Here is a 13997-nt window from a genome sequence, read left to right as displayed (position 1 = left end):
GATCATGAGGATTTCCTATCAGAATGAACCGCTTTTTCCCGGAAAACCCGCTCCGGTTTTTACAGGCCGGGCGCTTTACCGCCATTATGAGCAGTCGGAAGGTGCTTTAACGGAAGGTGTACATTGGTTTGACTTTCAGACAAATGCGGCACATACATTAAATGTTGGTTATGAAGCGAGTTTTTACAAAATGGTGCTCTGTATTGCCGGTGAGTCAAAATCGTTGCCGAAGCGTTCGAGGGAATACAGTTTCCGGACAGGCCAGGCAGTGTTCTACCGGACCGAGGAGGAGCCCTACCAGGCTGCGTTGCCGGCTGACACGGCTTTCAAAGTGATTCATATGCACCTCTCCGACACGCACATCGCAATGCTGCAACGTGATGCTCCTGCCGTTTTTGAAAAAGAATTACCGGTAATGAACCTGACGGCCGATTGCGCGCAGGCATTTTTGCAGCTGAAAAATGTCTCGCGGGAAAATCAGGGGTTACTCAGCCTGTTTCAGGAAAAGCTCATTACCGAACAGCTTTTCAACCTCGCGTCGCACGTGCTTCCGCGTATCCCGCGTACCCGCGGAGAAGCTATTCTGGAAGAGGCGGTCTGGCATATTCATCGCGCTGAGCGCTATCTGACGATCGCCGAGCTGTCCAGGCTGGCAGGTACCAACAGTTTTTGCCTTAAACAGCTCTTCCGGGAACAAATGCGCACTTCTGTTTTTCAATATCAATGCGACCTTCGACTCGAACGCGCCGCAAATTTACTGGTAGAGACGAGTTTGGATGTTTCGGAAGTTGCGCTGCAATGCGGATATGAGAGCGCGGCTGCGTTTTCCAATGCTTTTTTGAGAAAATACAAGGTTAGGCCGACCGCGGCCCGACCGACCGCGGCCCGACCGACCGCGGCCCGACCCCTGACATTCAAAAACTCCCGTTTGGGCAAATAACGCTCCCTTGGGCGCAAATACCGCTGACGGCTCTGCCCCGACATTTGCCTAAAAGATCCAATCTATGAAAGCAAATGTAATTACGGCCCATGGGCCGGCAGCCGAAGTGTTCGCGTTGCAGCAGGTCGGCGATCTGGTTCCGACCCCAAACGACCTCATTCTAAAAGTATTGACAACCAGTGTTAACCCGCTCGATTGCCGCATACGCAGCAAGGCTTCGGTTCCCCGGAACTTTCCGCTTACGCTCGGTTTTGACGTTTGCGGTATGGTGGTTGAAAAGGGTCGGGATGTAACGGGTTTCGAAATCGGCGACAGGGTAATCGGGTCACCGACGCCGTTCCGGAACGGCGCTAATGCGGAGTACGTCGCAATCGATTATCGTTCCTGCGCTAGGGCAGGCAGGCTCGCGGATGAGGCAGGCGCCGCCATACCGTTGGTGGGGATTACCGCCTACGAGGCGCTGTTCGACCGGCTGCGGGCCCGGCGGGGTGACTGGGTTGTGATTCACGCCGGCGCGGGCGGGGTAGGACACCTGGCCATTCAACTCGCCAAAAATGCAGGATGCAAGGTGATCACCACCGCGAGTCGCCGGGAATCGCTGGAATATTGTACGCACGAACTCGGAGCCGACCACGTTTTGAACTACCGCGAAACAGATATCGCCGCCGCTATTATGGACATTACCGACGGCCAGGGTGCAGGTTTGATCATGGACAATGCCGGAACGGAATGCTTCGCCCGTTGCCTCGATTATGCGGCGCATAGCGGCCACATTTGCACGATACTACCAGTCGCGGTAGACGAGCAGCAAGGCTATCGGCTGTTGTTGAAGAACATCACACTGAGTTACCAGTTTATGGGCGGAGTGGGGAGCACTGGTGATCAGGTTAATCGCCAGGGACAAGTATTACAAAAGCTGGTAGAAATGGCGGAACGCGGGCAACTACGTCCGCACGTATCGAAAATTTACGATTGGCATGACCTCGCTCACGCGCATGAAGAAATGGAGCGAGGCCATGTAACGGGCAAGCTGGTGGTGCGTATTACAAATTGACTAACACCCGCTTGCCGGAATTTTGCCGGGCAATGCCCTGCCGGGTAACCTTGTTCAGGGCCCGGCCAATTCCTTTTGTGAATCCTTCGCCGATTTCGGCATAGGCGAGATCGGTGTTTTCGATGATCAGTTTATGGGCGAGTTCGTCGTAGCTCCATTTCATACCGGCCATTTTCTGGTCGTCGGTGGAAGTTTCCGTAGGAGAGGAGCATGCATCTGCATGGCTGGCCGGGACCAGGCCGGTGTACAATTTCCAAAGAATGAGCGCCGCCACAAAGGCAACGATCAACATGGCCTGGCGCTGCGCCTTATGGTGATGGAGCGCGGCCGATACCGCTGAGGTTAGGTTGGTGGTAGATTTGAAGAGCATGGCTAACGGATTTAATGAGAGTTAAATGTCGGGGATAGCTGTCCGGCCGGTGGCTGCCCGCCTGGGGAAGGAAGCTATCTTGTCTGACAAATTTGTACTCGAAATCGTTGAAATGGGTACGAAAAATGTCTGATCTGGACTTTTTATTATTTAAAGCGTGCATTTCAAATCGTGAACCGTATCGGCAGGCTAACCCATTTTGGTGATGAAAGCCTTGATATTATCGCGGTAGCCACGTGTCCATTTCACTTTTTCGCCGGTGGATAAATGAATGATATACTCCCCGTTGAAGTAGGTTTCAAGTTCGGAAATGAAGTTCATATTGACGATGTTCGAGCGGCCTACGCGGATCATGATCGCCGGGTCGAGGCGGTTTTCGAGGCTGCCAAGGCTCTCGTAAATCGTGTAAATCTTTTTCTGAGCGGTGTAAACGGATATGTAGTTGCCATCGGCCGAGAAGTGCGTGATGTCGTCCGTTTTAACCAGGTACATTTTACCGGCTTCTTTAACCAGCAGCCTTTGCAGGTAGTTTTCCTCCTTCTGGTCGCGCAGGAGGCTATTGACCAATTCCTCGATCCGAGGCTGCGACTTTTGGCTAAGCCGTTCTTTCAACCGCCCAAGCGACTGATGGAAGCGGATTTCGTCAAAGGGTTTGAGCAAATAGTCGATCGCATTCACTTCGAAGGCACGGAGCGCATATTGGTCGAATGCAGTGGTGAACACAACGAAGGGCTGATGATGCGGCCACACTTCGCGCAGCACCTCGAAACCGTCGAGTTCGGGCATTTGAATATCCAGAAAAATGACGTCGGGCCGGTGTTGGAGTATTTTCACCACCGCTTCCGGGCCATTGGCGGCCTCGTCGGTGATTTCAATGGAATGATCATGCTGTACAAAAGTCTTGATTACGTCCCTTGCCAGCATTTCGTCATCGATGATCAGGCAGCGGTATTTCATGGTTTCTTTGGGGTGTTTGGTGATTGTTGTTTTGACCGCCGACGACTGACCGCCGACCGCCGATCGTCCGTCTTCTATGTACATCTCAGCGCAGGCCTTTCGGCGGTCGGCGGTCTATGGTCTATTTTCCGCACCCACCTCAGTACCGGCCTTTCGGCGGTCTGCCGTCGGCGGTCGGCCGTCAAAAAACAGCGTTACCGCCGTACCTCCGCCAGTCGGCTGGTCAAATTCCAGGCGGGCGTTTGCGCCGTAGGCTTGTTGGAGCCTCAGCAAGGTATTTTGCAATCCGAGTCCCATTCCTTTCGACGATTTCCGCGATGCGGCACCGAGGCCGTTGTCGTAAACCGTTACCTGCATGCCCGCGGCCGTTACGGCGCTCGTAATGCGGACGAGCGCGTTGGTGGTAAGGTCGGAAATGCCGTGTGTAATGGAGTTCTCCACGATCGGTTGCAGGATGAGCTGGGGGACCGGGTAAAGTTCGGACGCCGGATCGATGCGGTATTCGACTTTCAGACGGTCCTGGAAACGGATTTGCTGGATGTCGAGGTATTGCCGGGTAAGTTGCAGTTCCTCCTGCAAAGGAATGAAATCGGCCGACTGGTTCACGAGTACCGCACGCAGCAGGTCGCTGAGGGTGGTGATCATGAGTGTGGCTTTGCGGATATCGTTTTTAACCATCAGGCTAACCACACTATGCAGCGTATTGAAAAGAAAATGCGGATTGAGCTGCATTTTCAGCGATTGCAGCTGTGCATTCGCCAGTTGCCCGCGCAGCTGCTCGTTGTGCAGTTCAGTCTCGAAATTCTGCTGTTTCAGTTCCTGGTAACGATAAATGTAGGATACCTTGTTAAAGCCCACCACAAGGAGCAGGTATTGACCAAAACTTGCAGTGTAGGCAATGAAGAACGAAAACAGGTAGTTTTCCAGCGGCACCGATTTGCCCACCGCGCGGTACATGAGCGGATTGGTAATATAGTAATGCAGGATGTTGATGAAAATATTGAGAAAAGTAACGATCGCCAGATGGACCAGGATCGGTTTGAAAATGGAGGAACTTTCGCGGACCTTGAATGCGATCGGTACTTTGATGGCCGCGTACAGCACAAGCGGACTCGTGGACCACCAGAAGAGGCCATCGAGCAGCCAGATGAACATTTCGTGAGGCTGCATCACCACCCCTTCCTTCAAAAGCCACAGCATCATAAGCTGACCGAACGTTATTACCGCGAAAATGCCCCAATAGCAGAAGGAGTACCACCAGAACTGCCCGACAGACAGCGGGAGCCTGGATTGTTCCAACATACGTTTTAAAAAGGTCATGACAGGATGGATGATCGGAAAACCATAAGGAGGATTTCAGGGTAAATCTAACGGTCCGTGGTCGGGAACTAATCCGCTTTTACGCAAAGCGGGCGAATCATTATCTGAAATACATTGGAGCTGTGCAATGCGTTGAAGGTAATGAAAACGGGTTATGTGCTTATTTTTAGAAAAAATGTTAAAATATTTGCTTCGAAATTTTGTTGTTTAATCGATTAAATCTACATTTGGACACAATGTTTCCTTATTGGCGGATTAAGTATCAAATATTAAAGACACACGTGCTTAATATTTCCTCCTGCTGCCCGGCACAGTTCCGGCAAGCGTTTTAAGTACCCGATACCATCACAGCACAACCTGATTAAGACAGTACCATTCGACATTTTGTATCATAAGTTGCTTAATCGTTTAAACTTGAATAGATAGTTCAAACATAGCTTGTATTTAAAGCCATTCAGGCATGAGCCGCGTCGATGATGTATTATCGGCAGCGCAATGGATGCTTTTTGGATTGCGTATATATGCTATCGTTCGGTTGTTTAGGCCGTGCCTGACACTTTTTTGCTTGTACTATTCCTGGCCCTCGTGTCCGTAAGCAATTACGGTTTTCGTGTACGTTCTGCATAATTCCTACTCACCCTGAATTTTGACCCAATTAGATGTGATGAAGAAATGTTTTACGATTATCGTGCTGCTTGTGACGCTGTGTAGCGGGCTGGTTTTAGCCCAGGCAGGCCGGGTTACCGGCACCGTCACCGGCGAGAATAAGGAACCCTTGCCCGGCGTGAATATCCTGATCGGCGGCACTTCACAAGGTACCGTTACGGATGCCGACGGCAAATATTCGCTGGATGCGCCCGCGAATGCGACGCTTGTTTTCTCTTTTATAGGTTATGTAACTCAAACCATCGCAGTCGGTGCGCGGTCTGCGATAGATGTGCAGCTCGTGCAGGAATCGAAGAATCTCACGGAAGTGGTGGTAACCGCACTGGGTATCAAGCGGGAGGCGAAGACGCTCGGTTATGCCACGGCGACGGTGAATGCAGACCAGATTTCAACCAATCGTACTCCCAACGTAATGAGCTCGTTACAGGGTAAAATGGCAGGTGTGAATATTACTTCATTATCGACCGGCCCCGGAGGAACGGCCAAGATCCGCATCCGCGGGCAATCGTCGTTCAGCGGGCAGAATAACCCGCTTATTGTTGTAAACGGCGTGCCGATCGATAATTCCAACTTCGCCGGCGGGGGGGATTATGGCCCGCGTGCTGCGAACAGTTCCGATGGCGGCGACGGGCTTTCCAGTATCAACCCGGACGATATCGAGTCGATGACGGTGCTGAAAGGCGCCACCGCGGCGGCGCTTTACGGCTCGCGCGCCAAGGACGGCGTAGTGATGATTACGACCAAAACCCGGGGCACAGGAAAAGGCATCGGCCTCGATTATAATATCAATTTCACAACCGATACGCCGCTGGATTTCACGGATTTTCAATACGAATACGGCCAGGGAGAAGGTGGAAAACGACCGACTACCGAGAACCCGACTTCGGGTGTGTGGAGCTTCGGCGAGAAGTTTGAGCCGGGTATGACTCAAATCCTGTTCGACAACGAAACCTGGCCTTACGAGCCTGTACGGGGGCGTGTGAAGAAATTTTATCGCACGGGAACGAACATGACCAACACCATTACTGTTTCGAACAATGGTCCGAACGGCGGTTTCAGTTTGTCCCTGGCCAACAGTGATAACCGGGGTATTGTCGAGAATAACAAGTTCAACCGGAAAGTGGTGAACCTGGGGTTCACGCAGAACATTTCAAAACGCCTCACCGCTTTTGGTAATATCAATTATTCCAAAGAAAAGAACACGAATCCGCCGCAGATCGACACCCAGGACTTCGCGACTTCGACAGTCATTTTCACCCTTGCCAACTCCATGCCTTTCGAGGCTTTGAAGCAAAATCAGACCAAACCAAACGGTGATGAGTTCGTGTTTTCCCGGTTTTTGGTGCGAAATAATCCTTACTATTCGCTCAGCCACCATTTCGAGAACATTTCCCGCGACCGCCTGTTCGGTAATGTGGCTTTGAAATACCAGTTCACCGACTGGCTTTACCTGCAACTCCGCGGTGCCCAGGATTTTTACGTGCGCAGTCAGGATTACAACATTCCCAATGGCTATGCACCCATCGCGAAAGCGCCGGTGGGTTATGTAAACGGCTCATTCACACAGGATGTACGCCGCAATACCGAGCGCAACTTCGACTTTATTCTTGGCGGCAACCATAATTTCGGCAACATCGGCCTGGACGTAACCCTTGGCGGTAACCAGCGCTACGCACGGATGGATTACAACAGCGTTACGGTACAGGATTTTATCCAGCCCAATCTGTATACGGTCATGAACGGGCGCGTCAAAAACCCGTTGTACAGCCTTTCGGAGAAAAAAATCAATTCGCTGTACGGTGCTGCCACCATTTCCTGGAAAGAGTTCATTTACTTGAACGTAACGGCGCGAAACGACTGGTTTTCAACCCTCGCCCCTCAGAATCGCAGCATCCTTTATCCGTCGGTAACGGGTAGCTTCATATTCTCGCAGGCATTTCCGAACCTGCCGGCCTGGATTTCATTCGGCAAGTTCCGCGCGGCTTACGCGCAGGTGGGCTCCGACAACGTGAACCCGTACTCCAATGCATTGTACTATGCCGTGGATAACAACTCGTTCCCGAATCCGTCGGGCCAGCTTGTGCCGGTGGGCGGTATCAATGCGTCGGTCGTTCCAAACAAAAACCTGCGCCCGCTCCGCATTAAGGAGGCGGAGGCAGGTCTGGAAATGAAGCTGTTCAACAACCTGCTCGGTTTTGATTTAACGTACTACCACAAAACCACTGACGATCAGATTCTTGCCGCGCAAATTTCCGACGCTTCTTCCTACACTGCGCAGCTGATTAATGTCGGTCGGAGTATGAACAAGGGTATTGAGCTGTTGCTGACGGGTTCTCCGGTGAAAACCAAAGATTTTACCTGGGATGTGAGCTTCAATGTGTCCTACAACACTTCCAAGGTGTTAAAACTGGGCCTGGCGGAGAAAGATACCGTGATTACCGTCGGTGGCGGTGGGGGCCGGACGCTCAATATGGTGGTCGGCAAGCCGCTCGGCCAGCTTTACACATTCACGTACCTGCGCGACGCGCAAGGCCGGCAGGTGTTCGACAAAAACAGCGGTATGCCTTTGAGAAACAATACATTGATGAATGTAGGTAATGCATTGCCCAAGTATTTTGGTGGTATTACCAATACGTTTAATTACAAAGGCATAATGCTTTCGGCACTGATAGATTTCAAACTGGGCCACAAAATGATCGCCGGGCGGAACATCAACTACATGCGGCACGGGCTGTCGAAACGCACATTGCCGGGCCGCGCGGAAGGTTATGTGATCGGGAACGGCGTGAACCCCGACGGCGAGGTGAACCAGACGAAGGCCGCCGTGCAGCCATTTTACGAGTCGATCAACCCGCTGGGAATCAACGAGGATTTTGTGCAGAACGCCGGTTTCTGGAAACTGCGCCAGCTCACGTTGGGATATGACTTGGGCAAACTGCTTCCTGAAAAGTCGTTTGTGAAGGGCCTGCGCCTGAGTGCTGTCGCGAACAATGTGCTCGTGATCAAGAAATGGACGGAGAATATGGATCCGGAAGAAGTGCTGAACTCGTCGGATAATGCTACCGGCCTCGATTTTTGGCCAGGTTTGCCGCCGACCCGCAGCATTGGTTTTAATCTCAATGTAAAATTCTAACCGCCGAACCCATGAAAGCTACATTCAAATATATGCTGGCGCTCGCCCTGTCGCTGACGTTCATAACCGGTTGCGACGATGGATTTGACGAGATCAACACCAACAAAGTCGATCCGACCTCGCTGGCGCCGTCCCTGATCCTGAACAAGGCCATCATCGCTACGACTTACCTCGACGGCGTTTCGACGCTGGGTATGCTATGTTACAACTTCGGCATTGTGCAGCAGGTGATTACACCTTATGGAAGCTCGTTGTCGGGAGGGAATTACAACCAGCTCAATAACTCCAACTCGCCGCTGGTTTGGGTTAATTTTTACCGGAATGTGATCAAGCAGCTGGTGGCCGTGACCGAGCAAACGAAGGGCGATCCGCTGAATGCAAATATCTACCACGCTGCCCGCATCTGGAAGGCCTACGCATTCATGATCCTGACCGACACCTACGGCGACATTCCGTATTTCGATGCCGGGAAAGGTTATATCAGCGAGGAAATCCGTCCGAAATATGATCCGCAGGAAGCCATTTACAAGGATATTCTCAAAGAATTGGAAGAGGCCTCCGGTGCGCTCGATGCCTCGCAGCCAGCTGTAACGACCGATATTCTTTACGGCGGCAATGTGGCCCGCTGGAAAAAGCTGGGCTATTCGCTCATGCTGCGAGCTGGAATGCGCCTCTCCAAAGTAGATCCGACGACAGCCAAAGCCTACGTGACCAAAGCAGTCGCAGGCGGGCTTTTTGAGAACAATACCGATAACTCGATCATTCGCCACACGTCGCTTTACAACAACTTTATTGCCAATCACCTGGCGGCACGGGAAAAGACCAATTTCTACCTCGCCGCGCCATTTGTGAATTATCTTAAAGAAAACAACGATCCCCGCTTGCCCGTGTTCGCGGTGCGGTACGTAGGCGCGAAGGGCGGCCCGGAGCAAACACCGGAGCGTGCCTCGTCAGATCCAAAGGTGCAGAAAGGAATGCCGATGGGGTATAACGATGTGACCATCAATAGTGTACTGGCCGAAAATGGGGTGGTGAGCTTGTGGGATTTTACACAAATCAACCTGACCACCGTATTGAAGCTCGATGCACCGGAATTTCACATTACCTACGCACAAGTGCAGCTCCTGCTCGCGGAGGCGGCCGTGCGCGGCTGGGTGACGGGCGAAGCAGCCGATTATTATGCCAAAGGTATCCGGGCGAATCTGGAACAAATGGCACTTTACGACCCCAGCGCGACCATCAAGGAAGATGCGATTCTTGCCTACCTGAAAGCGCACCCGCTCGATGCGGCCAAGGCTTTGGAGCAAATCAATACCCAGTATTGGGTGGCTACGTTCCTGGACGGCAACGAATCCTGGGCCAATTTCCGTAGAAGCGGCTTCCCGACGTTGAAGAAGAACCCTTATCCCGGGTCGGAAATCAAGGAAGACTTCATCCGCCGGATGCCTTATCCCGACAGCGAGATCGTCGTGAACTTGCAGAATGTAAATGACGCCAACGCGCGCCAGGGCCCTAACGACCTCAATACAAGGATGTGGTGGGACAAAAAGTGACTATTCTTAAACCTTTAACCTGATACAAATGAAAGAGAACGGAATGAGTCGTCGAGACACGATGAGAGCATTGGGGCTGAGCGGGTCCGCGGGAATACTGGGCTTGTTTGGAGGCATTCCGAATGCGCGCGCCGACCGTCGGACCGTCGACCATCGGACCGCCGAGCGTCGGACCGCCGACCGCGAAACGCCTCAGTACGCCAAAGGCTTGAAATCGCTGACGATCAAAAGCGTTCGCGCGATTGCCACGGCGCCGCAGGGCTCCAACCTCATTGTCGTGAAGGTCGAAACCTCCGAACCGGGACTGTACGGGCTTGGGTGTGCCACGTTCACACAGCGCGCCGAAGTGGTGCTGGTGGCGATCAATACCTATCTCAATGAATTTTGCGTCGGAAGGGACGTCGACAATATCGAAGACATGTGGCATGCCGCCTATGTGAGTTCTTACTGGCGCAACGGTCCGGTGCTGAACAATGCGCTGAGCGGGCTGGATCAGGCGCTTTGGGATATCAAAGGCAAACGTGCCGGAATGCCGTTGTACCAGCTGCTGGGCGGTAAAGTGCGTTTCGCCGTGCCGTGTTACACGCATGCGAACGGCCGCACACCCGAGGAAACGGTGGAGAGCGTGAAGAAGATCCAGGAGCAGGGTTACCGCTACATTCGTATTCAGCAGGGTGGTTACGGGGCCGTAGGCAGCACTACCAAGAAGCCGGATTTCAAGGAGGCAGGCTTTGGGGGCGCTACGGACAACTATATGAACGAAAATGCCTACCTGAAAGCGATCCCGATTCTGTTCGAAACCGTGCGCAAGCAATGCGGGGAGGAAGTGGAGCTCCTGCATGATATCCACGAACGTGTGCAGCCGATGAATGCGATCAATATGATCAAAAAACTTGAAGAATTCCGCCCATTCTTTATTGAAGACCCGTTTTCACCCGAAAACATGAAATGGTTTAAACTGCTTCGCCAGAGTACCACGGTGCCGCTGGCTATGGGCGAGCTGTTCAATAATATCAACGAGTTTCTGGAACCGATGGCCAACCAGTGGTTCGACTACATCCGCATTCACGTGTCGCAGATCGGCGGGGTTACGCCGGCCATGAAAGTGGCGAGGCTCGGGGAATGGTTCAATGTCAAAACAGCCTGGCATGGCCCTGGCGATGTGTCGCCGGTAGGGCATTCGGCCCATGCCCATATCGACCTGGCTGTGTGGAACTTCGGTATCCAGGAGGCGGTCCAGTTCAATGACAAAACATTGGAAGTATTCTCCGGCTGCCCGACGATGAAGAACGGTTATATGTCGGTGAACGAAGTGCCGGGCATTGGGGTGGACATCGATGAAAAGGTCGCGGCCAAGTTCCCCATCAGTACAAAATCGAACTGGCAAGTAAGAAAATTCGACGGTACGCTTATACGTCCATGAAAAAAGCATCGCTCAAAGATATTGCACAGCAAGCGGGGGTCTCCACGGCTCTGGTTTCGTACGTCCTCAATGGTAAGGAAAAGGAAACCAGGGTGGGGGAGGTCATTGCGCAGAAAATCAGGCAGATAGCCAAGGAATTGAACTATCAGCCCAACCACCTGGCCAAAAGCCTCCGAAGCGGTAAGACCTACACCATCGGGCTGATCATCGCCGACATTTCCAACCCGTTTTTCGCCAATATCGCGCGGGTGGTGGAAGATGAAGCGAAAAAGAATGGCTACACGGTCATCATCGGGAGCTGCGACGAGCACGCCGAGAAATCGTGGGATCTGCTCAATGTGCTGATCAACCGGCAGGTCGACGGCTTCATTATCGTTTCCTGCGAAGGTTCCGAAAACCAGGTGCATTATCTCAAAGAGCGGAATATCCCATTTGTATTGCTGGACCGCCATTTTCCCGAAATACAGACAGATTTTGTGGCCACTAACAACTACAAAGCCTCTTACGACGCCGGTGTTCATCTTATTCAAAGCGGCTATTCGAAGATCGGGATCATGGCCTACAAATCGAATATGTACCATATGGAGGAGCGGGTGCGGGGTTACAAGCACGCGTTGCGTGACAACCACATCGAGTTCCACGATTCCTGGCTGAAAGAGGTGCATTTCGAAACGATGGATAGCGAGGTACGCACGGCCATCGACGAAATACTGGCATCCGAACAGCGCGTGGATGCCATGATTTTCGCGACTTATGGTTTGGCTATCAATGCATTAAAGTACATTAATGAGCTGCGCCTCAAAGTGCCATCCGATCTGGCGATCGTCAGCTACGGCCAGGCAGAAGTTTTCGACCTGTATTATTGCCCGATCACCTACGTGCAGCAGCCCTTGGAAATGCTGGGCAAAACGGCGGTTGAGTTTTTATTAACCAAACTGAAAAACCCTGAGGAGAGTATGAAGCAGATATTGATGGAAGCCAAACTGATCGCCCGTGAATCCTCGAAGGCCAAACCGGCTCTTACCGGCTGATCCGGGGAGCTTTTTTTGGCTCGAATTGCTTAAACGTTTAATGAACAGGCGGTTATAAAAGTAATCAGGGGTGGTCAGGTATTGTCAAGCATTGTCAGGTATTGTCAGGTATTGTCAAGTATTGTTAGGAGACGGACAACCGATTCTGAGTAGGAAGTTTACAACAAATGACCGCATATGACCATACCTGACTATTCCCTGACAACTCTTGACTACACCTGACTACACCTGACTACACCTGACAACTCTTGACCACACCTGACTATTCCTGACTACACCTGACAATATCAGACCAAACGAAACATTTATGAGAAGAAGAAATTTTATAAAAACCGCCTTCCTGGGTACTACCGCCGTTGCGGCGGGCTTTCCGTTCGCGAAGGCCGAGGCCGCTTCCAAAATGAAGATTACCAAAATACGGTACTACGCCGCGCCGGGGTACAACAAACCACTGTTCAACCAGGCCCGCGGGATTGTTGAGATCGAAACCGACGGCGGCATTATCGGCATTGGCGAGGGCGGCTCGAAGGATATGATTGAACAATGCGCGCAGATGATGATCGGAGAGGACCCGTTCCGCATCGAACACATCTGGCAGAACGTGTACCGCGGGATGTTTTACCCGCCGGGGCGCGAGAAGCTGCACGCATTGGGTGCATTGGAAATGGCGCTTTGGGACATTAAAGGCAAGGCCCTGAATGTGCCGGTGTACGAGCTCCTGGGCGGTGCCACCCGCGATTACGTGGAATGCTATGCCACCGGTTTCCGCGCCTCAAAAGCCAAAACCGAAGAGGAACGGGCCAGGGATTGCATTGAAGCCGGGCTGCGCGCGTACCGTATCGGACCGACGGGTGGTAATGGCGATCAGCCTTTTGACTTTTACGAAAATGTGAAAAAGACGATCGAGTTCTGCAAAAGAATCGACGAAGCCGTGGGCGGCGGGGGTAAGTGGGCCATCGACCTGCATACCCGTTTCGATATGACCGACGGTTTGAAGATCTGTACCGCGCTCGAATCGCTCGAACCGTATTTCGTGGAGGATATTATCCGCTCGGAGAACCCGTCGGTGTACAAAACCGTACGTTCGATGACCAAGGTGCCTATTGCCGTAGGCGAGCAGTTCGGCGATCGCTGGGATTGCAACGAGTTTATCGAGAACCGCTGGATCGATTACACCCGGTTCACATTGCCGAACACCGGCGGGATCAGCGAATTCAAGAAACTGGCGTCGATGTGCGAAACGCATTATGTGGGTATGATACCGCATTTTACAGGCCCGCTGGCGACGGCCACATTGGTGCACGTATTGGGTTCGAGCAGTCCGGCACGGGCGCTGATGGAGCTCGGCGGAGGCGAACCGGAGCGGCCGCCTTACTTCAACGAGGATTTTATCAATTTCAAAAACGGTAAGCTATATCTCAACGATGCGCCCGGACTGGGGGTAAAATTTGATCCTAAAAAAGCGACCTTCATCATGGAGGTCAAAGAGAAAACCAAATTCCCGCATCCGATCCTGAAAAGTCCGGATGGCGCTATCCATAACTGGTAAC

Annotated in this window: 10 protein-coding genes; 7 read left to right on the top strand and 3 right to left on the bottom strand. The window is 52.3% G+C overall.

Features of this window, described 5'->3' with window-relative positions; translation table 11 throughout:
* The first annotated feature begins 4 nt into the window (after positions 1 to 4).
* Positions 5 to 940: an AraC family transcriptional regulator gene (locus CLV60_RS27875; RefSeq protein ID WP_106598687.1), complete on the top strand. Its 936-nt coding sequence runs from the start codon at positions 5 to 7 to the stop codon at positions 938 to 940.
* Positions 941 to 1004: 64 nt separating this feature from the next.
* A complete protein-coding gene (locus CLV60_RS27870; protein ID WP_106598686.1) occupies positions 1005 to 1994 on the top strand; it encodes a quinone oxidoreductase family protein in 990 nt (329 codons plus the stop codon).
* Here the strand turns inward: CLV60_RS27870 and CLV60_RS27865 are convergent.
* The 3 genes from CLV60_RS27865 to CLV60_RS27855 form a co-directional block, all read right to left on the bottom strand.
* The gene (locus CLV60_RS27865) at positions 1984 to 2364 is read right to left on the bottom strand and encodes a hypothetical protein (protein WP_106598685.1); all 381 of its coding nucleotides are present in this window, start codon (positions 2362 to 2364) and stop codon (positions 1984 to 1986) included. The genes CLV60_RS27870 and CLV60_RS27865 overlap by 11 nt on opposite strands.
* Positions 2365 to 2553: 189 nt before the next feature.
* Positions 2554 to 3405 (bottom strand): LytR/AlgR family response regulator transcription factor, encoded by an 852-nt coding sequence (locus tag CLV60_RS27860; protein WP_229211156.1) that lies wholly within the window; start codon positions 3403 to 3405, stop codon positions 2554 to 2556.
* 30 nt (positions 3406 to 3435) lie between these two features.
* A complete protein-coding gene (locus CLV60_RS27855) occupies positions 3436 to 4641 on the bottom strand; it encodes a sensor histidine kinase (protein ID WP_229211155.1) in 1206 nt (401 codons plus the stop codon).
* A 664-nt stretch (positions 4642 to 5305) separates the two neighbouring features.
* On the opposite strand from CLV60_RS27855, the gene CLV60_RS27850 reads away from it, so the two are divergent.
* The 5 genes from CLV60_RS27850 to CLV60_RS27830 all read left to right on the top strand — a co-directional run bounded on the left by CLV60_RS27850 (position 5306) and on the right by CLV60_RS27830 (position 13996).
* The gene (locus tag CLV60_RS27850; RefSeq protein WP_106598683.1) at positions 5306 to 8440 is read left to right on the top strand and encodes a SusC/RagA family TonB-linked outer membrane protein; all 3135 of its coding nucleotides are present in this window, start codon (positions 5306 to 5308) and stop codon (positions 8438 to 8440) included.
* Between the two features lie 11 nt (positions 8441 to 8451).
* Positions 8452 to 9993, top strand: coding sequence for a SusD/RagB family nutrient-binding outer membrane lipoprotein (locus CLV60_RS27845; protein WP_106598682.1), 1542 nt, complete (start codon positions 8452 to 8454; stop codon positions 9991 to 9993).
* Between the two features lie 28 nt (positions 9994 to 10021).
* Positions 10022 to 11416: an enolase C-terminal domain-like protein gene (locus CLV60_RS27840; RefSeq protein ID WP_106598681.1), complete on the top strand. Its 1395-nt coding sequence runs from the start codon at positions 10022 to 10024 to the stop codon at positions 11414 to 11416.
* Positions 11413 to 12447, top strand: a complete 1035-nt coding sequence (locus tag CLV60_RS27835; RefSeq protein WP_106598680.1) for a LacI family DNA-binding transcriptional regulator — start codon at positions 11413 to 11415, stop codon at positions 12445 to 12447. The genes CLV60_RS27840 and CLV60_RS27835 overlap by 4 nt, the downstream gene beginning before the upstream one ends.
* A gap of 307 nt (positions 12448 to 12754) precedes the next feature.
* The gene (locus tag CLV60_RS27830) at positions 12755 to 13996 is read left to right on the top strand and encodes a mandelate racemase/muconate lactonizing enzyme family protein (RefSeq protein WP_106598679.1); all 1242 of its coding nucleotides are present in this window, start codon (positions 12755 to 12757) and stop codon (positions 13994 to 13996) included.
* Position 13997: the final 1 nt, after the last annotated feature.

The organism is Dyadobacter jiangsuensis, from assembly GCF_003014695.1.
In the GTDB taxonomy this organism is placed as follows: domain Bacteria; phylum Bacteroidota; class Bacteroidia; order Cytophagales; family Spirosomataceae; genus Dyadobacter; species Dyadobacter jiangsuensis.
Note: the sequence above shows the minus strand (reverse complement) of the source record. Positions and strands in the feature narration are given on the sequence as shown.

Bases quoted from the DNA above. Each gene is read 5' to 3' on its own strand.
- CLV60_RS27875 (WP_106598687.1), top strand. From the start codon at position 5: ATGAGGATTTCCTATCAGAATGAACCGCTTTTTCCCGGAAAACCCGCT.
- CLV60_RS27870 (WP_106598686.1), top strand. From the start codon at position 1,005: ATGAAAGCAAATGTAATTACGGCCCATGGGCCGGCAGCCGAAGTGTTC.
- CLV60_RS27865 (WP_106598685.1), bottom strand. From the start codon at position 2,364: ATGCTCTTCAAATCTACCACCAACCTAACCTCAGCGGTATCGGCCGCG.
- CLV60_RS27860 (WP_229211156.1), bottom strand. From the start codon at position 3,405: ATGTACATAGAAGACGGACGATCGGCGGTCGGCGGTCAGTCGTCGGCG.
- CLV60_RS27855 (WP_229211155.1), bottom strand. From the start codon at position 4,641: ATGACCTTTTTAAAACGTATGTTGGAACAATCCAGGCTCCCGCTGTCT.
- CLV60_RS27850 (WP_106598683.1), top strand. From the start codon at position 5,306: ATGAAGAAATGTTTTACGATTATCGTGCTGCTTGTGACGCTGTGTAGC.
- CLV60_RS27845 (WP_106598682.1), top strand. From the start codon at position 8,452: ATGAAAGCTACATTCAAATATATGCTGGCGCTCGCCCTGTCGCTGACG.
- CLV60_RS27840 (WP_106598681.1), top strand. From the start codon at position 10,022: ATGAAAGAGAACGGAATGAGTCGTCGAGACACGATGAGAGCATTGGGG.
- CLV60_RS27835 (WP_106598680.1), top strand. From the start codon at position 11,413: ATGAAAAAAGCATCGCTCAAAGATATTGCACAGCAAGCGGGGGTCTCC.
- CLV60_RS27830 (WP_106598679.1), top strand. From the start codon at position 12,755: ATGAGAAGAAGAAATTTTATAAAAACCGCCTTCCTGGGTACTACCGCC.